The following is a 23,479-nucleotide window of genomic DNA, read 5'->3' on the forward strand; positions in this document are numbered from 1 at the left end:
GTTCGCATGGGTTCGGTCAATACGGGAAGGAGTCCGCCGGATCGCCGATAACTGACTACTGTGAATGATTGCCTATTTGTCAGGCGCGGGAGGCATCAGTGATGCGGAACGGCCGGACCATCAAGACACTCGTCACCATCTGCGCGGCGGCGCTGGCCGTGACCGCCGGATGCACCTCCCCGGGTGGTGGCGGCGGCGCGGCGCCCGGTGAGCCGTCGCAGGAGCGGGGGCCCGTGGCCAAGCTGTCGATCACGCCCGCCGACGGCACGAAGAAGGTCGCCCCCGACACCGGCGTCAGCGTCAAGGTCACCGATGGCCAGGTCACGAAGGTGGCCGTCGCCGACGCCAAGGGCCGCGCCGTGAAGGGCGCCGTGGGCGCCGACGGGCAGTGGCGGCCCCAGTGGCCGCTGAAGCCGTCCACCGCGTACACGGTCAGCGCCGAGGCGAAGGGCACGGACGGCAAGCAGGTGACCGGCACCTCCACCTTCACCACGCTCAAGCCGAAACGCGTGCTGGAGAGCGGCATGTCGCCCCTGGACGGCGAGAAGGTCGGCGTCGGCATGCCCGTCCAGCTCCTGCTCTCCCAGCCGATCACCTCCCGGCAGGCCAGGGCCGCGATCGAGCGGTCGCTGGTGGTGCGCATGTCGCAACCGGTCGAGGGCGCCTGGAGCTGGGTGAGCGACCGCGAGGTCCAGTTCAGGCCGCGCGAGTACTGGCCGGTGGGGGAGCGGGTCACGGTCGTGGCGCACCTGGCGGGACTGCGCGCGGGGCCCGGACTGTGGGGCACGAAGGACCGCAGCCTGTCCTTCACCGTCGGTCCCGAGCACATCACCAAGGTCAGCGCCAGGACCCACCGGGCGGTCGTGCGCGAGAACGGCGAGGTCGTCAGGACCATCCCGGTCAGCCTGGGCAAGCCCGGCGACGACAGCTACTCGGGCGTCATGATCGCCCAGGAGAAGGCCTCCGACATCGTCATGGACTCCGCCACGATCGGCGAGCCCGGCGAGTACCGCATCAAGACCAAGTGGAACGTGCGCATGACCTACAGCGGCACCTTCTTCCACGCCGCCCCCTGGTCGACCGGCGCGCAGGGCAGCTCCAACGTCAGCCACGGCTGCGTGAACGCCAGCCCGGCCAACGCCAAGTGGTTCTACGAGTTCACCCAGCGCGGGGACATCATCGAGGTCACCGGGACGTCGAGGAAGCTGCAGTTCGGCAACGGGCCGACGCCGTGGGCCAAGTCGTGGGAGGACTGGCTGGCCGGCAGCGCGCTCGGCAAGCCCGTGAACGGGTGAACGGACGGGTGCCCGGCTGGTACGCGCCGCCGGGCCGGTGGTCGCCTGCCGCGGCTCGGCCCGCGTCGGCCATCGGAAGTCCGCCGGGGTGGACGGGCATGAGGTTCAGCGGGAGCCGGAGCATTGTGTCCGGGCATTCATCGCCGATTTCCAGCACTTTGGCGGCGTCCAATACGAATTCCGGATATTTCATGGCGAAGCCATGGTTCGACCGCGTTCCTGGCGACCGCCGGAATGGCGAGGACGTGACGCGGGCCGGGGAACAGCTTGACCGACCCCAGGAGATCGACGATCCCGTGCGGCCGGCAGCGGCCGAGGCCGAGGGGGGCGGGGGTCAGGTGGCGATCGCGTGGCCGGGCCGGCCGGCCGCCTCGCCCCGGTGGAGCCCGGAGCTGAGGACGGGGAATCCTTTGTCCATGAATGCTCCCTTTGCGGCCCGGGCGATTTACCATGGGGGAAACAGGAGTGCCGTCCCGTTCAATTGAGCATATAAACCGGGTCCGTTGGAGGGGCGAATTCGGAGAAAAGCTTTGTGCTCGCCGGATGGGCGCGTGGGCGGCGCTCCCGGGCACAGGGGAAGGTGACGTGATAACGGGTGCCTGCTGAAGAAGCCTGGCGGGGGCTGCACCGGCTCCCGGCCATCGCCCTGTGGTTGCTGGTGTGGGTGCTGAACGCCTACGAGTTCCTGCTGGCCATCTAGGGGGCGGTGCCGGGGACGACGAGGCCCGACTCGTACGCGAAGACCACGAGCTGGGCCCGGTCACGCACGCCCAGCTTGATCATCGACCTGCTCACGTGGGTCTTGGCCGTGGCGGCGCTGATCACCAGGTGCTCGGCGATCTCCTCGTTCGACAGGCCCCTGGCGACCAGGGCGACGATCTCGCGCTCGCGGACCGTCAGCCGGTCCTGCCCGGGGACGGGGACCGGCCGGGGCGGGGTGCTGACGTACTCCTCGATCAGGCGGCGCGTCACCGAGGGCGACAGCAGCGCGTCGCCGCGCGCCGCCACCCTGACCGACTGCAGCAGGTCGCCCGGCTCGATGTCCTTGAGCAGGAAGCCGCTGGCGCCGGCCCTGAGCGCGGCGAAGACGTACTCGTCGAGGGCGTAGTTGGTGAGGATCACCACGCGCACGCCGTTCAGCTCGGGGGTGGCGCCGATCCTGCGGGTGGCCTGGATGCCGTCGAGCAGCGGCATGCGCACGTCGAGCAGCGCCACGTCGGGCAGCAGCCGCTTGGCCAGCTCCACGGCCTGCGCGCCGTCACCGGCCTCGCCCACGACGGTGATGTCGTCGGTGAGCTCCAGCAGGGCCCTGAAACCGGCGCGGATCAGCGGCTGGTCGTCGGCCAGCAGCACCCTGACGGGTTGCGGTGTCATGCCACCGCTCCGGCCGGGAGCTCCGCGCGTACCGTGAAGCCGCCGCGCTCCCCGGGGCCCGCCGTGAGGGAGCCGCCGACGGCGACCGCGCGCTCGCGCATCCCGATCAACCCCATCCCCGGCCCCGGCGTGCCCGGCTCGCCGTCGTTCTCCACCCGCAGCACGACCTTCGAGGGATCGTATTCGACGGCCACCGTGACCGCCGCCGCGCCCGCGTGCCGCAGCACGTTGGTGAGCGCCTCCTGGGCGATCCGGTACGCGGCCCTGTCCGTCTCGGGCGACAGCGCGTACGGCTCGCCCGAGACCGTGTGCGCCACCCGAAGGCCCGCCCCCTCCGCCCTGGACACCAGGCGCGGCAGCCCCGACAGCCCTGCCTCGGCCCCCTCCGGCTCGCCCTGCCGCAGCACGCCCAGGGTGGCGCGCAGCTCGTTCATCGCCTCGTGCCCCGACTCCTTGATCGCGGCCAGCGCCTCCCTGACCCGCTCCGGCTTCCTGTCCAGCAGCTCCATGGCCAGCGCCGCCTGCACGTTGACCACGGAGATGCTGTGGGTGAGCGAGTCGTGCAGCTCCTGGGCGATCCACAGCCGCTCCTCGCCCGCCCGCCGCAGCGCGGCCTCCTCCCGGCTGCGCTCGGCCTCCCGCGCCCGCTGCTCGACGGCCTCCGCGCGCTGCGTCATGGCCTCGGCCCGTTGCGCCTCGGCCCTCGCCCGCTGCGCCTGCGCCTCCGCGCGCTGCTCCACCGCGTGCAGGTACGCGCGCCGGCTCCGGGTCATCTCGCCGACCACCACCATGGCCACCAGCCAGCCGCTCAGCAGCGTCATCCAGTTGCCCGCCGCCGGGTCGTCGGACGACAGCGCCATCAGCCCGTACACCGGCACGGCCAGCCCGATCGCCAGCCAGATCGCGTCCGCGCGCCGGCCCAGCACGGCCAGGGTGTAGATCGCGGCCAGCGCCGGCGCGGCGGCGAACACGCCCGGGTAGTGGGCGGCGTAGTACACGACGCCGCAGGCCGCCGCGACGATCCCGGCGGCCAGCGGAGCGGTGCGCCGGAAGGCCAGGGACAGGGCCGCGATCGTGATCAGTATCAGCCCCGCCGGGTCGAGCGGCCGCTCGTAGGGGCCCGTCCACGACAGGTTCGCGTACGTGGCCGGCACGATCGTCACCAGGCTGCCCAGCGCGATGAGCGCGTCCGTTCTGCGGCTGTCCATGCCCACAAGGTAGCGATCGTCCTTCGGGGAGACGTCATCCCCGGGGCGTACGTTTCCGGCTCCGAACGTGCCGCGTACGACCCCGGGAGTACGGCGTGGTGCCGTCCGGCGTGGGATGTGGCCAGGAGGCCCGCCGGAGGAGCATTCCCGGCATGACCTCCTCGAACTCCGCACCGGCGCCGCCCGGCTGGATCTCGTGGTCGCTGCGGGTGACGGCGACGGCGCACCTGGCGGGCGTGCTCGCGCAGGCCGCCCTGGCCGGGCTGTTCGTCACCGGCGACGTCGACCTGCTGACCTGGCACCGCAACAACGGCGGCGTCACCCACAGCCTGCTCTACCTGCAGCTCCTGGCGGCCGTCCTGCTGTGGCGGCCCGGCAGGGGAGCGCTGTGGCCGGCGCTGGCCAGTGCGGTGCTGGTGGCGCTGGAGACGGTGCAGGTGGTGCTGGGGCAGTACCGGATCATCGCGGGGCACTTCCCGCTCGGGATGGCGATCTTCGGCCTGTCGGCCGTCTTCACGGCCTGGACGTGGCTGGCCTTCCGCCGCGCGGGCGTGGCGGGTGCGGCATGACTCCACGGTCCGGAGGAGTCTCCCGGCGGGCGTTCCTCGGCGTGCTGGGCGGGGCCGGGCTGGCCGTGGCCGGGTGCGGCGGCGGGCGCGAGAGCGCGGGGGAGTCGCTGGCCAGCAGGGCGCGGCTGCCCGAGCCGTTCACCGTGCCGCTGCCGATCCCCGAGGTGGCCCGGCCGGTGAGTCCCGGCCGGTACGAGGTGACGCAGCGGGTGGCGACCGCCGAGATCCTGCCCGGGCTGCGTACCGAGGTGTGGGGGTACGGCGGCACCTTCCCCGGGCCCACGTTCGAGCTGCGGCGCGGCACCCCCGCCGTGCTCGGCGTGCGCAACGAGCTGCCCGTGCCCACCTCCACCCACCTGCACGGCGGCGTCACCCCGCCCGAGTCGGACGGCTACCCCACCGACCTCGTCGTGCCCGCCGGCTACCCCTCCTCCCCGCACGCCCACCCGGGCGAGGTCCACCACCAGGTCGCCAGGGACTACCGCTACCCGGTGGAGCAGCGGGCCGCCACGCTCTGGTACCACGACCACCGGATGGACTTCACCGCGCCGCAGGTGTGGCGCGGGCTGGCCGGGATGGTGCTGGTCCGGGACGAGGAGGAGGACGCGCTGCCGCTGCCCAGGGGCGAGCGGGAGCTGCCGCTGATGATCTGCGACCGGGCGTTCGAGGAGGACGGCTCCTTCCGCTACCCGCACGCCGCACACCACGCGGACGGGCACGGCGCAGGCCCGACGGGGCACGGCGCAGGCGCAGCGGGGCACGGCGGGGGCGCAGCCGGGCACGGCGGAGGCGCGCACGGGCCGGCCGGCGGTACGTACGCGCTCGACGCCGACTACATGGAAGGCGTCGAGGGCGACGTGATCCTGGTCAACGGCGCGCCCTGGCCGGTGGCCGAGGTGACGGCCACGCGGCACCGGCTGCGCCTGGTGAACGCCTCCAACGCCCGCAGGTACCGGCTCCGGCTGTCCCCCGACGGCCGGTTCACGCAGATCGGCAGCGACTCGGGCCTGCTGGCCGCGCCCGTCGTGCACGACACGATCACCATGGCCCCCGGCGAGCGGTACGACGTCGTCGTGGACTTCTCCGCCTACCCGCCCGGCAGCAGGATCACCCTGCTGAACACCCTCGCCGACGGCCCGGCAGGCAACGTCATGCGCTTCGTCGTCACCCGCAAGGCGCCCGACGACACCGCCGTACCCGCCACCCTGTCCCGCCCGCCCGGACGGCCACGCCCGGTCACCACCCGCACGTTCGACTTCCGCAGGACGAACGACTCCTGGACCATCAACGGCCACCGTTACCGGCCCGGCGCGCCGCTGGCCCGCCCGCGGCTCGGCACCGCCGAGATCTGGCGGCTGACCAGCGACTTCCACCACCCCGTGCACGTGCACCTGGCCCACTTCCAGGTGCTGGCCAGGAACGGCAGGCGACCGGCCGCCACGGACGCGGGCTGGAAGGACACCGTGGACGTGCGCCCGTACGAGGTCGTGGACGTGCTGGCCCGCTTCGACGGCTACCGGGGCCGCTACATGCTCCACTGCCACAACCTCGAACACGAGGACATGGCGATGATGGCCGATTTCGAGGTCGTCTGAGCCCTCCCGCTCACCCCGGCGAACTACTAAGTTGATCCCATAGGGGACATTCATCGGATGACAAGTGCCCCCTCGTCTGATGGAGCTAGGAGCAGGCATGCAGATCGTACGGTTCACCAGCCCTCTGACCAGCGCCGACGCGGTAGGTGTGGACGACGGTGAGCAGGTGGTGGAGCTGGCGGGGATCACCAGTGTGGGAGAGCTGCTCCGCCTGTCGTCCGATGAGCTGCGGGAGCGCTGCGCGTCGGCGGACGGGACGCGGCACCCGTCCGGCTCCGTGCCGCTGCTGCCTCCGGTGGACGGGCGCATGGAGGTGTGGGCGGCCGGCGTGACGTACCGGCGCTCGCGGGAGGCGCGGGTGCTGGAGAGCGAGCGGGCCGCCGACGTGTACGAGCTGGTGTACGACGCCGAGCGGCCCGAGCTGTTCTTCAAGTCGGTGGCGTGGAAGGTCGCCGGGCACGGCGGGCGCATCGCCGTCCGCGAGGACTCCGAGATCGACGTGCCCGAGCCGGAGCTCGGCCTGGTGCTGAACGCGTCGGGCGAGATCGTCGGCTACACGGTCGTGGACGACGTCAGCTCGCGCACCATCGAGGGCGTCAACCCGCTCTACCTGCCGCAGGCCAAGATCTACCTGGGCGGTTGCGCGGTCGGCCCGGCGATCAGGCCCGCGTGGGAGGTCGCCGACCCGTACGCGCTGGACATCTCGCTCAGCATCGCCAGGGCGGGCGAGACCGTGTGGGCGGGCAAGGCCAGCACCTCCCAGCTCAACCGGCGGCTGGACGACCTGGCCGGCTACCTCTATCGCGCCGACGTCTTCCCCGACGGGGCCGTGCTGGCCACCGGCACGTGCCTGGTGCCTGACCTGCCGTTCACGCTGCACGACGGCGACACGGTCACGATCGGCATCGGCGAGATCGGCACGCTGTCGACCACGGTGGTCAGGGGCGTGCCCGACCTGGGCTGACCGGCCGGGCCAGGAAGCCGCGTGGCGGTGTCAGGTGCAGGCGATCAGGCGACCACCCGGCCCACGTCACGAGTGAGACGGGCGAGTCCGGCGATCATCACCTTCATGCGCCCCACCTTGGCCGGACCACCCCCATTACCCGGCTTCGAGAGATGAGCCGGCCGCCATTGATATACAAGGCGTATGAATCTCCAGCAGCTCCGCTACGCCGTGGCGCTGGCCGAGGAGCTCAGCTTCGGCCGGGCCGCCCTGCGCGAGGGCGTCCGGCAGCCGCCGTTCAGCCAGCAGATCGGCAAGCTGGAGGAGGAGCTCGGCGTGCGCCTGTTCGAGCGCACCACCAGGCAGGTGCGGCTCACCGCGGCGGGCGAGGCGTTCGTCGCGCAGGCGCGTACCAGCCTGGCGCACGCCGAGCTGGCGGCCGAGGCGGCCAGGCGGGCGGGCAGGGGAGAGGCGGGGCGGCTGGCGATCGGGTTCGTCGGGTCGGCCACGAACCTCACGCTGCCGCGCGTGCTGCGCCGCTTCCGCGCCCGCTACCCGGGCGTCCAGGTCGAGCTGCGCGAGCTGACCACCGCGCAGCAGGCGGAGGAGCTGCGGCAGGGGCTGCTCGACGTGGGGCTCCTGCACGCGCCGCTGGCCGGGCCCGCCGCCGAGGTGCTGTCCACCCGTACGGTGGCGCGGGAGCTGCTGCTGGCCGCCGTGCCCAGCGGGCACCCCCTCGCCGCCCGCGCGCCGCTCCCGGTGTCGGCGCTGGCGGGGGAGCCGTTCGTGATGTTCCCCCGGCGGTACGGGAGCGCGCTGTACGACCGGATCACGGCCGTGGCCAGGGCGGCCGGGTTCGAGCCCGTGATCGTGCAGGAGGCCGTGCAGATGCAGACGATCGTGGGGTTGGTGGCGGCGGGGATCGGGGTGTCGATCGTGCCGGAGTCGGTGGCCCGGTTGCGGCGGGGTGACGTGGTGTTCCGGCCGCTGTCGCCGGCGACCAGGGTCGTCACGCTGGACCTGACCTGGCGCACCGGCGACCCGAACCCGGTCGTGCGCAACTTCCGCGACCTGTTCCCCGCCCCCTGACGGCCCCGCCGCGCCTCGCTGCGCGGCACGGCCGGTTCACCAGGGGGACGGGGCCGGGGGCGGGACGACCGGTGGGCGGTCGTCGCAGGTGATGGTGTTGGGCAGGAGCCAGGGGGCCAGCCAGCCGCCGTCGTTGCCGCCGTGGTCCGCGAGCGAGAACTCCGAGCCGGTGGCGGGGAAGCCGAACGAGCCGCAGTTGTTGACGCCGACCGCGCCCACGTTCCTGGCGTCGACGTTCTCGAAGGTGGCCGAGCCCTTCACCCGGGCGCTGACCAACGACGTGCCGGTGCCGTCCACCCGGATGTCCTTGAAGCGCACGCCGGTGATCGCGTACAGATCCTTCACCGACCACTCGCTGACCAGCATGATCGCGTTGTAGGTGTTGTCGAGGAAGTCGTTGCCGGTCACCCGGATGTCGGCGGAGATGTCGCGCTCCAGCGCGTAGAACCAGATGGCGCCCAGCCCGATGTTCCAGTTCAGCTCGTACGTGCCGGACCGCACGGTGGTGTTGCCGGTGATGTCCAGCCGCCCCGCGAACGGTTCGGCGCCGAAGCGGGAGCCGACCTGGAGCGCGCTGCCCTCCCTGATCGGGTCGGCGACCAGGTTGTTGGAGATCGTGTTGTCGGTGCCGCCGTAGACGGCGATGCCGTTGGCCAGCACGGGCGTCTGCACGGTGTTGTGGTCGATCGTGTTGCCCGTGTTGGCGCTCTTCTCCGACCACATGGCCAGGGCGTCGTCACCGGTGTTGCGGATGAAGTTGTTCGCCACGAGCGAGCCGGAGACGCCGGTGTGGAAGTTGATGGCGTCGGCGATCTGGTCGACGATGATGTTGTTCGTGATCCGCAGGTTCGTCATCGGGCCGTCGAACCACATGCCGACCTTGGTGTGCCGGATGTGCAGGCCGTCGATGGTCGAGTCGCTCATCGCGCCGCCGACGCCGTTGACCTGGTCGGTGTCGATGCGCTCGCGTACGTCGCCCTCGATCGCGAAGTCCGACAGGTGCACGTTGCGGCTGCCGCCCTCCGCGGCGGGCCTGCCGTAGAAGCCGACGCCCGTGTGCACGGAGCCGTCCGGCGCCGGGCTCGGGAGGGCGACCTCGCGGCCCTTGACGATCGTGTACCAGTTGCCCGCGCCGGTGATCGTCACGTCGTCCACGACGATGTGCCGGTTCACCTGGTACGTCCCCGGCGGGAGGTACACCTTCAGCCGCTTGCGCTTGGCGTAGGCGATGGCCTGGTCGATCGCCCCGGCCGAGTCGCGCCGCCCGGTCGGGTCCGCGCCGAACGCCAGCACGTTGGCCGCCCGCAGCTCGATCCTGGGCGGGCCGACGAGCTCGGAGTCGAGCAGGTCGATGACCGTCCACTCGGCCTTGCTGCCCGCCGGGACGGTCAGCCGTACCCGGTCGCCCGCCCGGTACGCGCGGCCGAGGAGCAGGCGCTGCTCGTCGTAGAAGTGGTTCGGCCGGAACGGCTTGGCGATCACCGGCGGGGGCGTGGTCGCGCTGGGCACGCAGGCGCACTCGGTGATCCACCAGTCGGGGTGCAGCAGGCCGGCGCCGGGGTCGTTGGAGAACGGGTACTGGTTGTACAGCCAGGCGTACTGCGACGTCAGCGTCATCGTGGTGCGGCGCCCGCCGTTGACGGTGACGTCGAGCGGCGCGGTGATGCCGCCGCCGCCGGGCGCGTCGGGGATGCTGTAGCGCACGGTGATCGCGTTCGCCCTGGCGGGCAGCGTGAACTCGACGTGCTGCCCCGGCGCCAGCCGCACCGCCCTGCGCCCCGACGCTTCGGCGGGCAGTGTGTACGCGGTGCGGTCCGGCCCGATGATCGTGCCGGACGTCACGGCGTTCTCCGCCTCCTGCTCGGTGAAGGCCACGGTGGCGCCCCGGCCCGCGACCAGCGCCGGATCCAGGGCCGCCCTGGTCACGACAGGCGCGGCGGAGTCGGCGGAGGCGGGCGGGGCCAGCAGGCCGCAGGCCAGCGCGGCGGCGAGGAGCGCCGCGGTGAGGGTGAGGCGGGGCATGCGTGCTCGATTCTCTCGGGGGGTGAGGCGAATTTAGGCCGCCCGCACACCGCTCCACAAGGCCCTGTGAACTACTTTCAGCGATACCTCAAATCCTTGCGTTGAGAACGCAAGTGGCTTGCGTCGTTTGCGGCGACGAGCGACAGCGGCAGCCCGTCGCACGGATGCACGTCGAACCCCGCCTCGCCGCGGAACGGCGACACGGCCTCGCCGCGGAACGGCGACCCGGCCGATCCACTCGGCGGTGCTGGACGCCACGATGCGCCCGGCCGCACTGACCCCTCAGGCGGGGTCGGCGGCCCGGGCGGCCTGCTCACGCAGCCGCCTGGCGCGGCGGCGCAGACTCTCCGCGGTGGCCAGGCAGTCGTCCTCCAGGTCGTCCAGCTCCCGGCGCAGCCTGCGGACCTGGGTGACGAACCGCTGCGCGGCCGGCCCGCGCCAGAACGGCTCGCAGTCGCCCGGCCGTGCCGGGATGCCCTCCAACGCCTCCGGCAGCGTCCTGGCGTAGCGCAGGAAGGTGACGGCCAGCGCCTCCTTGTCGGCGGCCTCGCGGAGCAGCTGGTCCTTGGTCGGCATCGTCAGCCGCCGCCGAGGCTCCGGACGTTCGCCCACGCCCGCTCCCGCAGCCCGTCGGCGCCGGCGCCGGGCTTGAGCGCCTCGTCCAGCGCTGCCCGCAGCGCGGGGTCGCCGGTGGCCAGCAGGATCCCGGTCTCGCGCGGATGCTCGGCCAGGAACTGCTGGAACGCCAGCGGGTTGGCGGCGTAGGCCAGAACGAGGCCGTGCAGGTCCCGGCCCGGCTCCGGACGGTCGAGCAGGGTGAGCGCGACCTGGCCGAGGAACGTACCGGACTGCCCGGCGAGCGAGACCAGCGCGGTGAGGGCCTCCGGCGGCGCCGTCCGCGCCAGGTCGTGCCACTCCTCGCCGAGTCGCCCGGTGCGCTCGGCGCTGGCGAAGGCCCTGGCCAGGACCTCCTTCTGGCTGCCGTCCAGGAGCCGGGTGAAGGTCCGCGGGCTCAGGGCCGTCAGCAGCGCCGCCGCGTAGGCCGGGTCGCCGGCGCTGCCTGCGGCGGCCGAGACCGCCCGCTCCACCGCCGCCGGGTCGTCGAGGGCCGCGCGGATGGCGGCGGCCGCCTGCTCGGCCTCGCGCCGGGCCTCGGACTCCGCGCCGAACGGGAAGGTCGCCGTGAGCATGCCGCGCTCGCGCACCGGCACGAGCTGCTCGACGGTGTCGATGCGCCACTTCAGGTCGTGCTGGGACTCGTGGAGGAACGCCCAGGCGCGGTGCAGGGCCGTGCTGCCCTGGCGGCCGGCCCAGTCCTGGCCCGCCTCGGCGATCGCCGCGTCGAGCCCGGGCCGCGTCCTGCCCAGGAACGCCTTCACCGCCTCCATCCGGCGGATCAGGTCATGCGCGCCGCGGGGGTCGATCCCCACCAACTCCCCCATGAACCCTCCCAGAGGTCGCCAGGCGGGAGTCAAGCACACTCGACGTACCGGAGGGGACACGTTTCGCAGAACGGGAATCGCCCCCGATGGCCCAGCAGCCACCGGGAGCCGGGTCCCCGTGTCAGGCGGGCCCGGTCTGTACGGTGAACACCTCGCCGGCGTACTCCCAGGTCACCATGTCCTCACCGCCGCGGGGTCTCCTCATCCAGTGCCTTCCTTCTCGAAGGAGCTCAGGGTGGGGTCGTAGTCGAGGGCGCCGATGTCGTACATCGGGGTCATCCAGTGGTAGAAGTTGTCGCCACGCTCGCGCAGCAGGTCGTACAGCCTGCGCATCAGGCGGCGCCGGACGGGCGCCATCTCCGGATGGGTGTACCGGTTGCTCAGCTCGTGCGGGTCGGCGTGCAGGTCGTACAGCTCGTTGACCGACTCCGGGTTGACGACCAGCTTGTAGCGGTCGTCGCGGATCATGCGCTGCGGGTAGGGGAAGTGGTGGCCGTGGAACTCCGCGAGCAGCTCGCCCGGCCATTCGGGGTGCTCGCCGCGCACCAGCGGCACCAGGCTGCGGCTGTCCACCGCCGGCTTCGGGTCGCAGCCCGCCAGCTCCAGGATCGTCGCCGTGCAGTCGGTGAGCGTCACGAACTCGTTCCTGACCTGCGGCGGCGCGCCGGGGATCCGGACGATGCCGCAGATGCGGTAGATGTCCTCGTACATCGCCGGGCCCTTGTCGTGCAGCCGGTGGGCGCCGGTGAACTCGCCGTGGTCGGAGGTGAAGAACACCGACGTCTGCTCCGACAGGCCCAGCTCGTCCATGCGATCGAGGATGCGGCCGATCTGCTGGTCGATCAGCGTGACGTAACCCCAGTAGACCGCGATCAGCTTGCGCGTGACCTCGATCGGGATCGTGTCGAACGTCCAGTGCTCGCTGTAGTTGCGCTGCACCGGCGGCTTGCCCTCGAAGGTCTCCGCGATCGACGGCGGCAGCTCGACCAGGCTCGGGTCGTACATGTCGAAGTACTCGTCCGGCAGCAGGTACGGCAGGTGCGGTCCGAAGAAGTGGGTGGCCAGGAAGAACGGCCTGCCCTCCGCCGCGTACCGCTCCATGTGCTCGATCGCCCGGTCCGCCAGGTAGTGCTCGAACGTGGCCTCCACCGGCTGGTGCAGCCGCGCGGCCAGGAGGTTGCCCTGGTTGCCGTTCGGCGTGGTGCCCCGGATCAGGTCCGAGATCCGGTACGGCGGCAGCCCCCGCTCCTCCAGGTACGCCAGGTAGTCGGGGTGGTTGACCGGGTTGTGCCAGCCGGGCAGGTCGGGGCCGTCGAAGCCGTAGGAGGCGGCGTTGCGGCTGGTCCCGCCGTGCCACTTGCCGATCAGCCCGAGGTTGTAGCCGCGCTCCTTCAGCGCCTCGGGGAAGGTGAACGCGTCCTCCCGCAGATCCTCCAGGTAGCCGACGTTACGCTCGTAGTTCGCCAGCAGCCGGTGCCTGAACGGGGCCTGCCCGGTGAGCAGGCTGGCCCGCGCGGGCGTGCAGATGGCCGTTGGCGTGTAGAACCGATCGAACCGCGTGCCGGTGGCGGCCAGCCTGTCCAGGTGGGGCGTGGCCACGTGCGGGTTGCCGTAGCAGCCCAGGGTGTCGACGCGGTGCTGGTCGGTCATCAGGAACAGCAGGTTCACTTGGTGAAGGCCTTCGTGTAGAGATCGCCGGTGTAGTACGTCGCGGGCTCCGGCCGGGACTTGAGCTTGCCGGTGCTGACGAAGAAGTCGCCCAGGCTGTTGAGCCACTTGGCCACGGTGCCGTCCTTGGTCTTGTTGACCAGGTCCTGCGTCGTCATCACGGTGACGTTCGCCGCGTCGGCCTTGACCTTGGCCGCGTCCAGCTTGAGCAGCGACGCCGCCTGCGTGATCGACTCCTCGTAGTGCGCGGCCCGCCAGTCGTTGGCCTCCTGCAGCACCTTGATCACCTTGTTGGTGAGCTCCTCGTTCACCTGCGTGCCGCCCACGAAGGCGGTCGGGAACGAGCTGTCCGGCCACTCCTTGGTGCTGGCCAGCTCGACCATGTCCGGCACCTTCTGCTTGATGTTGTCGATCAGCGGGTACCAGATGCCGGCCCCGTCGATCTGCCCGGCGACGAAGGCCGAGACGACCGTGGCCGGGTCCATGGGCACCTTCTGGATGTCCTTGACCGTCATGCCGGCCTTCTGCAGGGCCAGGTTGAGCACCATGTCGCCGGACGTGCCCTCCGGCACGCCGACCTTCTTGCCCCTGAGGTCCGCGATGGACTTGACGCCCGGCCGGCCGATGACGCGGTCGGCGTACGCGAGCGTGTTGATCGCGACGACCTTGGCCTTGCCGGTGGCGGGCAGCCACATGGCGCCCGGCCCGATGTAGCCGAAGTCGAGGTCGCCCGCGCCGAGCGCCTGGATCTGGAGGGGGCCGTTGGTGAAGACCTTGATCTCGGGAGTGAGCCCCTGCTTCTCCCACAGGCCCTGCTGCTGGGCGATCGCCAGCAGGCTGGCGCCGTTGTAGTCGCTGATGTAGCCGAACCGGACCGTGGAACCGTCGTCGGAGCAGGCGGTCACGGAGAGTGCGAGCAGGCTCACCGCCGTGGCGGCCGTCAGGACGCGGCGAAGAGAACGCATGGCGGATCAGTCCTTTCTGGGGGGAGGGTTGCTAGGCCGCGGGTACGGCCGGAGCCTGGTGGTAGACGGCGTGCCAGACCTCGTTGCGGATGCGCCCGAACTCGGGCGACAGCCGCATCTCCTCGGTCCTCGGATACGGCAGGTCCACGTCGATGACCTTGTGGAGGCGGCCGGGCCTGGCGGCCATCACGATCACGCGGTTGGCGAGGTAGACGGCCTCGTCCACGTCGTGCGTGATGAACATGACCGTGCGCTGGTCCTTGCTCCAGGTGTCGAGGAGCTGGTCCTGGAGCTGCACCCGGGTCAGCGCGTCGAGCGCGCCGAACGGCTCGTCCATGAGCAGGACCTGCGGGTCGACCGCGTACGCGCGGGCGATGGCGCAGCGCTGCTTCATGCCGCCGGACAGCGTCTTGGGCAGCGCGTCGGCGAAGTCGGCCAGCCCGACCAGCTCGATCGCCCGCTGGGCCCGACGCCTGCGCTCCTCGGCGGGCAGCCCCTTGAGCTTGAGCCCGAACTCGACGTTCTTGCGCACGGTCAGCCACGGGAACAGCGCGTACTGCTGGAAGATCACGCCCCGGTCGGGGCCGGGCCCGTCGACCGGCGAGCCGTCCACCAGCACCTCGCCCGAGGTGGGCTCGACCAGGCCGGCGGCCATGCTCATCAGCGTGCTCTTGCCGCAGCCCGAGGGGCCCACGACGGTGACGAACTCGCGGTCGGCGATGTCCAGCGACACGTGGTCCAGCGCGGTGAAGGTGTCGTCCTTCATGGGGTAGGTCTTGACGACGTCCCTGAACGAGATCTTGGCGTTCAACGGCGCTCCTGCCAGTCGGTGAGGTGACGCTCGGCGAGCAGCAGCAGGCGGTCCATCAGCAGGCCGAGCACGCCGATGGTGATCAGGCCCACGAAGATCGTGGACAGGTCGTAGTAGAGCTGGGCCTGCTGCATGCGGAAGCCCAGGCCCTCCTGGGCGGCGATCAGCTCGGCGGCGACCAGCGTGCCCCAGGCCGAGCCGAGCCCGACCCGCATCCCGACCAGGATGAACGGCGTCGAGGCCGGCACCACGACCTTGAGGAAGATGGTGCGGTCGGAGGCGCCGAGCACGCGGGCGGCGTTGATCAGGGTCCTGTCCACGTCCACGACGCCCTGGAACGTCGAGACGACGCTGGACAGGAACGCCGCCAGGAAGATCACGAAGATCTTCGGCCGCTCGTCGATGCCCATGAGCACGATGGCCAGCGGGATGATGGCCAGCGGCGGGATCGTGCGGAAGAACTGCACGTACGGCTCCAGCAGGCCGCGCGCGGTGGCGTACCAGCCCATCAGGAAGCCGACCGGGATGGCCAGCAGCGTGCCGAGCAGGAAGCCGATGAGCACCCTGCGCAGGCTGGCCAGCGCGTCGGTGAACAGGGTGCCGTCGGCGATCAGCTCGCCCGCCTTGGCCGCCACCTCGAGCGGCCCGGGCAGGCCCTGCACGCCGAGGGTGGCCAGCAACGTCCACACGACCAGGCCGATGACGACGGCGATCAGGTTGAGAGCGATGGCGCGCTGGGAGCGCCTGGGGGCGCGCCGGGCGGGCTGCGCCGCCTGCGACTTGCCCAGCGCGGTGAGCTCGGTCATCGAGACTCCTTGTCGGGGATCGGGTCCTCCGCGAGATCCGGGCCGCCCGGATAGCGGGAAAGCAGGGGGGATTCGTGCAGCACCAGGGCGATGCCGCCGAGGGCGCCGGCGACCTCGCCGAGCGTGGCGCGGCGCAGGCTCACCCGGTGCCGGGAGACCGGCATGACGTGGTCGTGCAGCGCCCGCTCGATCGGCTCGACCAGCGCGGCGCCCGTCTCGGCCAGCTCGCCGCCGATCACGATCACGCTCGGGCCGATGGCGTTGCACAGGGCCGCCAGCACCTCGCCGATCCTGGCGCCGACGCCGCTCAGCAGGGTGTGCGCGGCCTGGTCGCCCGCCCGGACGGCCTTGACCAGCTCCGGCACGTCCGCGGCCCGGCCGCCGGCGGCGCGGAAGGCGTCCAGCACGGCTCTTATCGAGGCGACGGTCTCCAGGCAGCCGGTGCCGCCGCAGTCGCAGGGGGCGCCGCCGGGCTCGACCGTGATGTGGCCGAACTCGCCGGACAGCCCGTACGCGCCGCGGTGCAGCGACCCGCCGACCACCAGCCCGCCACCGACACCGTGGGACAGGCGCAGGTACAGCACGTCCTGCCCGCCGGCGGCGGCGCCCCAGATGGCCTCGCCCAGCGCGGCCAGCCGGGTGTTGTTGTCCAGCAGCACCGGGACGCCGAACCGCTCGCGAAGCAGCACCTGCACGGGGTGCGGCGCGCTCTGGTCCTCCTCCGCGGCCTGCGCCCCCACGACACCGACCACGCCGACGCCGACCGCGTCGAGCGCGCCCAGCCGCAGCGCGCCGGCGCCGGTGCCGGTGAGCGAGCCGACGAGCCGCGCGGCCAGCTCGACCCGCTGCTCCCACGGCAGGTCGGCGTCGTGCGGCTCGCTGGCAGAGCCGACGACCTCGTGCGCCAGGTTGACGGCCGCGACGTGCAGCGCGCGGCGGGCGAAGTCGATGCCGATGGCCTGGCCGGCGTCGGGGTTGAGGGTCAGCGTCTCGGCCGGCCTGCCGCGGCCGCGCGGCGCCTCCTGGGAGGTGGCGGTGACCACGGCGCCGCCGGCGACGAGCTCGGCGAGGATGTCGTAGAGGGTCGTACGGGACAACCCGCAACGCTTGCCCAGCTCGCCCCTGCTGAGGGGGCCGTGCTTGCGCAGCAGGCCCAGCACGAGCTCTTCGTGCCCGCGCCGGAGTTGTGACAGGGGGCCACGGGGTTGTGACATGACGCAGAGTCTGCCGACGCCCAGTGTTTTTCGTCAATAACCCGGAAAAAAACTTACCCGTCCCGATATCAGGGCTGTGAGCTGCGAGGATAGGCGTGCCGGGGGATTGGCGCCACTCGTAACGTTCGCGTAACGGGGTGCTGGTAGTAGGCTTCGACGACCGGCGCCGTCCCGCGCCCGACCTCCTGACCGCACACCCACGCCGTGCGGCGACGCGGAGGCAGAGGGGATCGATGTCCTCGGGGCGACGACTCGATCGTGCCGGTTCTTCCACGTGCGGCGAGCCGTGCGTGCGGGAGCGTGGGTCCGGCGCACGGGGCCGCCCCAGGGAGCACTGCCATGACCGATCACAAGCACCTCAAGCGCCGCGTACGCGAGCGCATGGCCAGGACGGGCGAGTCCTACACCACCGCGCTGCGCCACGTCGCGGGCCGCGCCCGCCGTCACCACCACGAGTCGGCGCTGCTGCGTGACGTGCTGGGCGGCGGCCTGTCCGAGGCCATGCTGCTCGGGCTGGGCGGCGGCATCGGGTTCATGTACTTCGTGTTCGAGTACGCCGGCCACCCGCCCATGCTGACGGTCGTCGCCCAGGCGCACCCCGAGCCGATGATCCCGCTCGCGCTCGCCCGGGCCGGCGTCCCGCACGAGATCCGGCGGACGGGCTCGGCCAGGGTCGCCGAGCGCAACCTGCGGGCCGCGCTCGACGCCGGGCGCCGGCCGATCTGCCGGGTCGGCCGCCACCTGCTGCCCTGGCGGGAGACGCTGCCGTTCCCCGACCCCGTGGACGTGGCGGTGACGGGGCTGTCCGGCGACACCGTACGCGTGCGCGACGACGGCCCCGGCGAGCTGCCGCTGGCCGGCTTCATGGCGGCCTGGTCGGCCGTCCCCAAGTCCAAGCACCTGCTCATCGAGGTCACCGGCCCCGCCGGCGGCGAGCCCGACGTGCGCGCAGCGATCAAGGACACCGCCGCCAGGCTGACCGGGCCGGTGCTGGGCAACACCTTCGACGTCAACTTCGGGCTGTCCGGCATGCGCAAGCTGGCCGCCCAGCTCGCCGACACCACCGGCAGGCAGGGCTGGACCCGCAGGTTCGCCGACCTCGGGCCGGCGCTCGACCGGCTGGCCGAGTGCCTGGAGGTCGACTACACCGCGCCCGGCGCCACCAGGCCGCTCTACGCCGACTTCCTGGCCGAGACCGGGCATGCCGAGGCGGCGGCGCTCTACCGCGAGTGCGGCCGGCAGTGGTCGCGGGTGGCCGCCGCGGCCTCCGCACGGGAGCCGCTGGCGGAGGTGGCCGCGCTCGTCGCGCGGGCCGTGCGGCTGGAGGAGCGGGCAGCCGGGGCGCTCGCCCAGATCCCCTGACCCTTGTTCGGCTGATCGCCGAAGTGAGGGCGCGGGCCCTGAGGCTGGCGGGTCAGCGCTTCGGCACGGCCATCTCGCCCAGCTCGGACCAGCCGTCCTGGTCGATGGTCGTGTTGACGATGCGGGGCGTCTCGGCGAGGTAGGGCGGCAGCTCCTGCTGGGCCTGCTTGAAGTGGGCCGACTGCACGTGGGCCGCGCCCGCCTCGCCGTCCCTGAACGCCTCGACCAGGATGTACTCGTTCGGGTCGTCGAGGCTGCGCGACCAGTCGAACCACAGGCAGCCCGGCTCGGCGCGGGTGGCCGAGGTGAAGGCGGCGGTGATCTCCGGGAAGCGGTCGGCGTGCTCGGGCAGGACGCGGAACTTCGCGGTGATGAAGATCATCTGAAACGCTCCTTGGCTGGTCGGCGGCGCTACGGGACGAGACTATCGGCCAATTCTCTAGTTATCATGTAGGAAATGTTGACTTAGTGGTGCGGGGGCTCGTACCTTCGTACGCATGAGCCAGGGCCCGCATCTCAGCATCAGGGACGTGACCAAGACGTTCCACGGCGACGAGCCGTTCACCGCGCTGTCCGGCCTGAGCCTCGACGTGCGCCCGGGCGAGCTGCTCACGCTCGTCGGCCCCAGCGGCTGCGGCAAGTCCACGCTCTTCGCCCTCATCGCCGGCCTCACCGAGCCGACCGGCGGCGAGATCCGCATCGACGGCGTCCCCGTCACCGGGCCCGCGCTGGGCCGGTGCGTGGCCGTCCAGCAGTACACCCTGTTCCCGTGGCGCACCGCGCTCGGCAACGTGGCGTTCGCGCTGGAGGGCAGGCCGGAGGCCAGGCGGGAGCGGGCGCGTGAGCTGCTGTCGATCGTGGGGATGTCGGGGTACGAGGAGTGTTACCCGCACGAGCTGTCCGGCGGCAGGCGGGAGCTCGTGGCGCTGGCCCGCAGCCTGGCCTTCGAGCCCGGGGTGCTGCTGCTGGACGAGCCGTTCGCGGGGCTGGAACGGGGCACGCGCGAGTGGGTGGGGGATGAGCTCGTACGGGTCTGGGAACGCACCGGCACGACCGTCCTCCTCGTCACGCACGACGTCGAGGAGGCCGTCCGGGTGGGGCGGCGGGTCGCGGTGATGACCTCGGGGCCGGGGCGGATCAAGGAAGTCGTGGACGTGCGCTCCCTCACGGGAAGCCCGCGCGGGCACGTGGGACGACTGCTGCGCGAGGAGATCGCGGTGGCACGGGGACGGAAGGTGGCGGCCTGAGATGGCTGGGCTGCGCGAGTACGAAGGTGACATCCACTGGTACGACCTGCCCGACGACGAGGCGGAGGAGGACTGGGTGCCGGACGAGCGGACGCAGGAGCGCTGGATGCCTGGCGAGCTGGGAGTGGCCCGATGAGCGTCGTCGCGCTGGTGGGCAACCCGCGCGCGGGCTCCAGGACGCTGACCGTGGCCGTCGAGGCGGCACGCGCGATCGGGCAGCGGCTGGACGGAGGAGACACCTGCGAGGTGGTGGACCTGGCGGCGCTCGGGCCGCACCTGCTCGCACCCGGCGCGTCCGCCGGCGTGGAGGTGGCGCTGGAGCTGGTGGCGGAGGCGAGCGTGCTGGTGGTGGCCAGCCCCACCTACAAGGGCACCTACACGGGCCTGCTCAAGGCGTTCCTCGACCGGCTGCCACCGCAGGCCCTGGCGGGCAAGGCGGCGCTGCCGCTGCTCGTGATGGGGGACGCCAGGCACGCGCTGGCGGTCGAGGTGCACCTGCGCCCGCTGCTGGTGGAGCTGGGCGCCACCGTGCCCACGCCGGGCCTGGCGGTGCTGGAGTCCGAGCTGCCGCGCCTGGCGGAGGTCGTCACGGCCTGGGCCGGCAGGGTGGCGCCGCAGGCGGCGGTCGCGATCGGGGGCGGAGTGCTGGGCTGAGGGAAAACTTCACCTGGATGTAGTGGTGCGCCGCCCCCCGGGATGCCATGATCCCGCCCAGATCCATCCGAGGGGAGACGCGATGTTCTTCCGCTTTGTCCTGGCCGCCGTGGTGGCGGCGGCGATCCTCACCCCGCTGCCCGCCGGCGCCACGAGCCGGGTCAGGTTCGCCACCTTCAACGCCTCGCTCAACCGGGCCGCCGAGGGTGAGCTGGTGAGCGACCTGTCCACCCCGGGCGACGCCCAGGCCAAGGTCATCGCCGAGATCGTCCAGCGCAACCGCCCGGACGTGCTGCTCATCAACGAGTTCGACCACGACGCCGCGGGCCGCGCCGCCCGCCTGTTCCAGGACAACTACCTGTCGATCGGGCAGGGCGGCGCGCGGCCGATCACCTACCGGTACCGCTACACCGCCCCCAGCAACACCGGCATCGCCTCGGGCTTCGACCTCAACAACGACGGCACCGTGGTGACCACGCCCGGCGCCCCCGGCTACGGGGACGACGCGCTCGGGTTCGGCGCCTTCCCCGGCCAGTACGGCATGGTCGTCTACTCGAAGTACCCGATCGACGCGCGCGGGGTGCGCACGTTCCAGAACTTCCTGTGGAAGGACATGCCGGGGAACGCGATGCCCGCAGGCTGGTACTCGGCCGAGGAGCAGCAGGTGCTGCGGCTGTCCTCCAAGAGCCACTGGGACCTGCCCGTACGCGTCGGGCACCGTACCGTGCACTTCCTGGTCAGCCATCCGACGCCGCCCACGTTCGACGGCGCGGAGGACCGCAACGGCCGCCGCAACCACGACGAGATCAGGCTCTGGGCCGACTACACCCGGCCCGGCGGGGGCGGCTACCTCTACGACGACCGGGGCAGGCGCGGCGGGCTCGACGCCGGGGCGGCCTTCGTGATCGCCGGCGACCAGAACGCCGACCCCAGCGACGGCGACAGCTACCAGGACGCCATCCACCAGCTCCTCGACCACCCGAGGATCGACGGCAGGGCCGCCCCGTCGAGCGCGGGCGCGGCCGAGGCGGCGGCGCTGCAGGGCGGCGCGAACGCCACGCACACCGGCGACCCGAAGCACGACACGGCCGACTTCGCCGACACCGCGCCCGGCAACCTGCGCGCCGACTACGTGCTGCCGGCCAGGCGGCTGAGGACCGTGGGCGGCGGCGTGTTCTGGCCTCCGGCGGCCGACCCGCTGTCGCGGCTGACCGGCGTCTTCCCGTTCCCGAGCTCCGACCACCGCCTGGTCTGGCTGGACGTCAGGACGCCCTGACCCAGCGAACGGGCCGGGATCCCGCAGGCCCGCGGGATCCCGATGGGCGCTCCAGGAGCAGGCCGGTCACCGCAGGCTGGGGTTGTGGCGGGCGCTCCACACCGCCACCCCGGCCAGCGCGAGCAGGCCACCCGCGGCCCACAGATCACCCCGGAGCGCGACGGCGTTGACGATCGTCCCCCCGACCAGCGAGCCGAGCCCGATCGCGAGGTTGAACACCGCCACCCACAGCGCGGAGGCCGCCTCGACCGCCCGCGGCGCCGCCTTGATCATCCACGTCTGCAGGCTCACCGAGACCCCGCCGAACGCCAGCCCCCATACGTCCAGCAGCACGATCCCCCCGGCGGGCCCGGTGCCCACCAGCGGAAAGAGCAGCACGGTCAGGGCCAGGGCGGCGACGATGACGAGCACCGTCCTGTGCGGCCTGCGCGCCACCGCCGCGCCGGCCACGAAGTTGCCCGCGATGCCCGCCAGGCCGAAGGCGAACAGCAGCGGGCCGACGAGCTGCGCGCCGATGCCCGACAGGTCCTGCAGCACGGGGCTGACGTAGGTGTAGGCGGCGAAGTGGCCGATCACGACAAGGAACGTCGCCACCACCCCGGCCCGCACGCCCGGGTTGCGGAGCTGCTCGGCGAGGTGCCGTAGCGCGACCGGCTGGGCGGCCGTCAGGGGAGGCAGGACCGCGAGGAGTGCGACGAGCGCGACGAGCCCGACCCCGCCGAGCGCGCCGAACGCCACCCGCCAGCCGGCGAGCTCGCCGATCACGGCGCCGATCGGCACGCCGAGCACGTTCGCGGCCCCTACGCCGCCGAAGATGACCGCCGTGGCCCGCGGCACGTGCGCCGCAGGGACCAGCCGGACGGCCAGCCCGCCGGCGACGGCCCAGAAGCCGCCGATCGCCACGCCGACCACCGCGCGGGCGGCGAGCAGCAGCGGGTACGTCGGCGCCAGGGCGGAGGCCAGCCCCGCGAGCGCGGTCAGCGCGACCAGCCCGATCAGCAGCAGCCGGCGATCCATCCGCCCGACCAGCACGGGCACCACCGGCGCCGCGACCGCCGCGACCAGGCTGGGCAGCGTCACCATCAGCCCGGCGGTGCCCTCCGACACCGACAGCGCGGAGCCGACGGACGTCAGCAGCCCGATCGGCAGTTGCTCGGCGGTCACCACCAGGAACGTCGCCACGGTCACCGTGACCACCGCCGGCCAGTGGCTCCTCGCCGGCGCGTCCGGCTCTGCCGCGGAAGTCGTCGTCACGAGATCTCCTCAGGTTCACAATTTTGGAGCGATCGCTCCCGTATGGCGGCTCACCCTAGTATGGGAGCGATCGCTCCACAACTGGGGTAGGGTGATGGCATGGCGCGACCGAGGGAGTTCGACGAGCAGGACGTGGTGGCCAGGGCTACCGGGCTGTTCTGGCGGCGCGGTTACACCGCGACCGGCGTCCGGGAGCTGGGCGCCGAGCTGGAGCTCAAGCAGAGCAGCCTCTATCGAGCCTTCCATGACAAGCGCGGGCTGTTCCTGCGTGCTCTCGACCACTACCGGGCCACCGAGTCGTCCCAGGCGGAAGAGCTGCTGGAGCGGCCCGGTCCCGTCCGCGAGGTGCTGCGCGACTGGCTGACCTGCATGGTCGGCGAGGAGGCCGGCCGCGGCTGTCTCGTCGTCAACACCGCCACCGAGCTCGGCGCCACCGACCCGGAGGTGCGGCGGCGGACCGAGGCCGCGTTCGAGGTCACCAGGAGAGCCCTCGAATCGTTGTTGCGCCGCGGCTGCCGCACGGGCGAGCTGCCGGCGGGTCTCGACCTCGACGCCGCCGTGGACCTGCTCTTCACCACCGTGCTCGGCCTGCGCGTGCGGGAACGCGCCGGTCACGACCCCGCCCGCCTGGCCGCCACGATCGACTACGCCGTGCGGATGCTCGCCGCCCAGTGAAATGCGGGTG

Annotated in this window: 23 protein-coding genes; 11 read left to right on the forward strand and 12 right to left on the reverse strand. The window is 72.3% G+C overall.

The genetic code is table 11. The annotated features are described in order from the left end of the window. Nucleotides 1-101 precede the first annotated feature (101 nt). Nucleotides 102-1,295 (forward strand): Ig-like domain-containing protein, encoded by a 1,194-nt coding sequence (locus tag AB0I79_RS13035; RefSeq protein ID WP_357871237.1) that lies wholly within the window; start codon nucleotides 102-104, stop codon nucleotides 1,293-1,295. 696 nt (nucleotides 1,296-1,991) lie between these two features. Here AB0I79_RS13035 and AB0I79_RS13040 read toward each other — a convergent pair. Together AB0I79_RS13040 and AB0I79_RS13045 are read right to left on the reverse strand one after the other, a co-directional pair. Next, a complete protein-coding gene (locus AB0I79_RS13040) occupies nucleotides 1,992-2,669 on the reverse strand; it encodes a response regulator transcription factor (protein ID WP_357871239.1) in 678 nt (225 codons plus the stop codon). Beyond that, entirely contained in the window at nucleotides 2,666-3,877 is a 1,212-nt protein-coding gene (locus AB0I79_RS13045; RefSeq protein WP_357871241.1) for a sensor histidine kinase, read from the reverse strand. Before AB0I79_RS13045 ends, AB0I79_RS13040 begins: the two co-directional genes overlap by 4 nt. A gap of 152 nt (nucleotides 3,878-4,029) precedes the next feature. Here AB0I79_RS13045 and AB0I79_RS13050 point away from each other — a divergent pair, with 152 nt between their 5' ends. The 4 genes from AB0I79_RS13050 to AB0I79_RS13065 all read left to right on the forward strand — a co-directional run bounded on the left by AB0I79_RS13050 (nucleotide 4,030) and on the right by AB0I79_RS13065 (nucleotide 8,073). Further along, entirely contained in the window at nucleotides 4,030-4,446 is a 417-nt protein-coding gene (locus AB0I79_RS13050) for a hypothetical protein (protein ID WP_357871243.1), read from the forward strand. Next, on the forward strand, nucleotides 4,443-6,041 hold the full coding sequence (locus AB0I79_RS13055) for a multicopper oxidase domain-containing protein (RefSeq protein ID WP_357871246.1): 1,599 nt from the start codon (nucleotides 4,443-4,445) through the stop codon (nucleotides 6,039-6,041). Before AB0I79_RS13050 ends, AB0I79_RS13055 begins: the two co-directional genes overlap by 4 nt. A gap of 97 nt (nucleotides 6,042-6,138) precedes the next feature. After that, nucleotides 6,139-7,005 carry a fumarylacetoacetate hydrolase family protein gene (locus AB0I79_RS13060; protein WP_357871249.1) on the forward strand — a complete coding sequence of 289 codons (867 nt, stop codon included), beginning with the start codon at nucleotides 6,139-6,141 and terminating at the stop codon, nucleotides 7,003-7,005. Nucleotides 7,006-7,188: 183 nt separating this feature from the next. Beyond that, complete coding sequence (locus tag AB0I79_RS13065; RefSeq protein WP_357871252.1) at nucleotides 7,189-8,073, forward strand: LysR family transcriptional regulator; 885 nt, start codon at nucleotides 7,189-7,191, stop codon at nucleotides 8,071-8,073. Nucleotides 8,074-8,109: 36 nt separating this feature from the next. Here the strand turns inward: AB0I79_RS13065 and AB0I79_RS13070 are convergent, their stop codons facing one another. The 8 genes from AB0I79_RS13070 to AB0I79_RS13105 form a co-directional block, all read right to left on the reverse strand. Beyond that, nucleotides 8,110-10,095: a glycosyl hydrolase family 28-related protein gene (locus tag AB0I79_RS13070; RefSeq protein ID WP_357871254.1), complete on the reverse strand. Its 1,986-nt coding sequence runs from the start codon at nucleotides 10,093-10,095 to the stop codon at nucleotides 8,110-8,112. Nucleotides 10,096-10,377: 282 nt separating this feature from the next. After that, a complete protein-coding gene (locus AB0I79_RS13075; protein WP_357871257.1) occupies nucleotides 10,378-10,707 on the reverse strand; it encodes a hypothetical protein in 330 nt (109 codons plus the stop codon). Beyond that, nucleotides 10,674-11,537 carry a hypothetical protein gene (locus tag AB0I79_RS13080; protein ID WP_357871259.1) on the reverse strand — a complete coding sequence of 288 codons (864 nt, stop codon included), beginning with the start codon at nucleotides 11,535-11,537 and terminating at the stop codon, nucleotides 10,674-10,676. Before AB0I79_RS13080 ends, AB0I79_RS13075 begins: the two co-directional genes overlap by 34 nt. A gap of 201 nt (nucleotides 11,538-11,738) precedes the next feature. Then, nucleotides 11,739-13,205 (reverse strand): sulfatase-like hydrolase/transferase, encoded by a 1,467-nt coding sequence (locus tag AB0I79_RS13085; RefSeq protein ID WP_357871262.1) that lies wholly within the window; start codon nucleotides 13,203-13,205, stop codon nucleotides 11,739-11,741. Next, nucleotides 13,202-14,170 carry an aliphatic sulfonate ABC transporter substrate-binding protein gene (locus tag AB0I79_RS13090; RefSeq protein ID WP_357871265.1) on the reverse strand — a complete coding sequence of 323 codons (969 nt, stop codon included), beginning with the start codon at nucleotides 14,168-14,170 and terminating at the stop codon, nucleotides 13,202-13,204. The genes AB0I79_RS13085 and AB0I79_RS13090 overlap by 4 nt, the downstream gene beginning before the upstream one ends. 31 nt (nucleotides 14,171-14,201) lie before the next feature. Next, nucleotides 14,202-14,981: an ABC transporter ATP-binding protein gene (locus AB0I79_RS13095; protein ID WP_357871268.1), complete on the reverse strand. Its 780-nt coding sequence runs from the start codon at nucleotides 14,979-14,981 to the stop codon at nucleotides 14,202-14,204. Continuing rightward, nucleotides 14,978-15,787, reverse strand: a complete 810-nt coding sequence (locus AB0I79_RS13100; protein ID WP_357871271.1) for an ABC transporter permease — start codon at nucleotides 15,785-15,787, stop codon at nucleotides 14,978-14,980. The genes AB0I79_RS13095 and AB0I79_RS13100 overlap by 4 nt, the downstream gene beginning before the upstream one ends. After that, nucleotides 15,784-17,001, reverse strand: coding sequence for an ROK family protein (locus tag AB0I79_RS13105; RefSeq protein WP_357871274.1), 1,218 nt, complete (start codon nucleotides 16,999-17,001; stop codon nucleotides 15,784-15,786). The genes AB0I79_RS13100 and AB0I79_RS13105 overlap by 4 nt, the downstream gene beginning before the upstream one ends. Before the next feature lie 339 nt (nucleotides 17,002-17,340). Between AB0I79_RS13105 and AB0I79_RS13110 the strand changes: the two genes are divergently transcribed. Next, nucleotides 17,341-18,363, forward strand: a complete 1,023-nt coding sequence (locus tag AB0I79_RS13110; RefSeq protein WP_357871276.1) for a BtrH N-terminal domain-containing protein — start codon at nucleotides 17,341-17,343, stop codon at nucleotides 18,361-18,363. A gap of 52 nt (nucleotides 18,364-18,415) precedes the next feature. Here AB0I79_RS13110 and AB0I79_RS13115 read toward each other — a convergent pair whose 3' ends face one another. Next, the gene (locus tag AB0I79_RS13115; protein WP_357871279.1) at nucleotides 18,416-18,745 is read right to left on the reverse strand and encodes a putative quinol monooxygenase; all 330 of its coding nucleotides are present in this window, start codon (nucleotides 18,743-18,745) and stop codon (nucleotides 18,416-18,418) included. 115 nt (nucleotides 18,746-18,860) lie between these two features. Here AB0I79_RS13115 and AB0I79_RS13120 point away from each other — a divergent pair, with 115 nt between their 5' ends. The 4 genes from AB0I79_RS13120 to AB0I79_RS13135 all read left to right on the forward strand — a co-directional run bounded on the left by AB0I79_RS13120 (nucleotide 18,861) and on the right by AB0I79_RS13135 (nucleotide 21,540). Next, the gene (locus tag AB0I79_RS13120; protein WP_357871282.1) at nucleotides 18,861-19,610 is read left to right on the forward strand and encodes an ABC transporter ATP-binding protein; all 750 of its coding nucleotides are present in this window, start codon (nucleotides 18,861-18,863) and stop codon (nucleotides 19,608-19,610) included. Nucleotide 19,611: 1 nt separating this feature from the next. After that, complete coding sequence (locus AB0I79_RS13125) at nucleotides 19,612-19,746, forward strand: hypothetical protein (protein WP_357871285.1); 135 nt, start codon at nucleotides 19,612-19,614, stop codon at nucleotides 19,744-19,746. Further along, on the forward strand, nucleotides 19,743-20,264 hold the full coding sequence (locus tag AB0I79_RS13130; RefSeq protein WP_357871288.1) for an NAD(P)H-dependent oxidoreductase: 522 nt from the start codon (nucleotides 19,743-19,745) through the stop codon (nucleotides 20,262-20,264). Before AB0I79_RS13125 ends, AB0I79_RS13130 begins: the two co-directional genes overlap by 4 nt. Nucleotides 20,265-20,346: 82 nt before the next feature. Further along, nucleotides 20,347-21,540: an endonuclease/exonuclease/phosphatase family protein gene (locus AB0I79_RS13135; protein WP_357871290.1), complete on the forward strand. Its 1,194-nt coding sequence runs from the start codon at nucleotides 20,347-20,349 to the stop codon at nucleotides 21,538-21,540. Nucleotides 21,541-21,606: 66 nt separating this feature from the next. Here AB0I79_RS13135 and AB0I79_RS13140 read toward each other — a convergent pair whose 3' ends face one another. Then, entirely contained in the window at nucleotides 21,607-22,794 is a 1,188-nt protein-coding gene (locus AB0I79_RS13140; protein WP_357871293.1) for an MFS transporter, read from the reverse strand. A 99-nt stretch (nucleotides 22,795-22,893) separates the two neighbouring features. Here AB0I79_RS13140 and AB0I79_RS13145 point away from each other — a divergent pair, with 99 nt between their 5' ends. Continuing rightward, nucleotides 22,894-23,469: a TetR/AcrR family transcriptional regulator gene (locus tag AB0I79_RS13145; RefSeq protein WP_357871296.1), complete on the forward strand. Its 576-nt coding sequence runs from the start codon at nucleotides 22,894-22,896 to the stop codon at nucleotides 23,467-23,469. Nucleotides 23,470-23,479 lie beyond the last annotated feature (10 nt).

Origin of the sequence: Nonomuraea sp. NPDC050202 (assembly GCF_040656115.1) — a bacterium.
In the GTDB taxonomy this organism is placed as follows: domain Bacteria; phylum Actinomycetota; class Actinomycetes; order Streptosporangiales; family Streptosporangiaceae; genus Nonomuraea.

Excerpts from the sequence above, each read along its gene's own strand:
- AB0I79_RS13035 (WP_357871237.1), top strand. The coding sequence starts at position 102 with ATGCGGAACGGCCGGACCATCAAGACACTCGTCACCATCTGCGCGGCG.
- AB0I79_RS13040 (WP_357871239.1), bottom strand. The coding sequence starts at position 2,669 with ATGACACCGCAACCCGTCAGGGTGCTGCTGGCCGACGACCAGCCGCTG.
- AB0I79_RS13045 (WP_357871241.1), bottom strand. The coding sequence starts at position 3,877 with ATGGACAGCCGCAGAACGGACGCGCTCATCGCGCTGGGCAGCCTGGTG.
- AB0I79_RS13050 (WP_357871243.1), top strand. The coding sequence starts at position 4,030 with ATGACCTCCTCGAACTCCGCACCGGCGCCGCCCGGCTGGATCTCGTGG.
- AB0I79_RS13055 (WP_357871246.1), top strand. The coding sequence starts at position 4,443 with ATGACTCCACGGTCCGGAGGAGTCTCCCGGCGGGCGTTCCTCGGCGTG.
- AB0I79_RS13060 (WP_357871249.1), top strand. The coding sequence starts at position 6,139 with ATGCAGATCGTACGGTTCACCAGCCCTCTGACCAGCGCCGACGCGGTA.
- AB0I79_RS13065 (WP_357871252.1), top strand. The coding sequence starts at position 7,189 with ATGAATCTCCAGCAGCTCCGCTACGCCGTGGCGCTGGCCGAGGAGCTC.
- AB0I79_RS13070 (WP_357871254.1), bottom strand. The coding sequence starts at position 10,095 with ATGCCCCGCCTCACCCTCACCGCGGCGCTCCTCGCCGCCGCGCTGGCC.
- AB0I79_RS13080 (WP_357871259.1), bottom strand. The coding sequence starts at position 11,537 with ATGGGGGAGTTGGTGGGGATCGACCCCCGCGGCGCGCATGACCTGATC.
- AB0I79_RS13090 (WP_357871265.1), bottom strand. The coding sequence starts at position 14,170 with ATGCGTTCTCTTCGCCGCGTCCTGACGGCCGCCACGGCGGTGAGCCTG.
- AB0I79_RS13100 (WP_357871271.1), bottom strand. The coding sequence starts at position 15,787 with ATGACCGAGCTCACCGCGCTGGGCAAGTCGCAGGCGGCGCAGCCCGCC.
- AB0I79_RS13105 (WP_357871274.1), bottom strand. The coding sequence starts at position 17,001 with ATGTCACAACCCCGTGGCCCCCTGTCACAACTCCGGCGCGGGCACGAA.
- AB0I79_RS13110 (WP_357871276.1), top strand. The coding sequence starts at position 17,341 with ATGACCGATCACAAGCACCTCAAGCGCCGCGTACGCGAGCGCATGGCC.
- AB0I79_RS13115 (WP_357871279.1), bottom strand. The coding sequence starts at position 18,745 with ATGATCTTCATCACCGCGAAGTTCCGCGTCCTGCCCGAGCACGCCGAC.
- AB0I79_RS13120 (WP_357871282.1), top strand. The coding sequence starts at position 18,861 with ATGAGCCAGGGCCCGCATCTCAGCATCAGGGACGTGACCAAGACGTTC.
- AB0I79_RS13125 (WP_357871285.1), top strand. The coding sequence starts at position 19,612 with ATGGCTGGGCTGCGCGAGTACGAAGGTGACATCCACTGGTACGACCTG.
- AB0I79_RS13130 (WP_357871288.1), top strand. The coding sequence starts at position 19,743 with ATGAGCGTCGTCGCGCTGGTGGGCAACCCGCGCGCGGGCTCCAGGACG.
- AB0I79_RS13135 (WP_357871290.1), top strand. The coding sequence starts at position 20,347 with ATGTTCTTCCGCTTTGTCCTGGCCGCCGTGGTGGCGGCGGCGATCCTC.
- AB0I79_RS13145 (WP_357871296.1), top strand. The coding sequence starts at position 22,894 with ATGGCGCGACCGAGGGAGTTCGACGAGCAGGACGTGGTGGCCAGGGCT.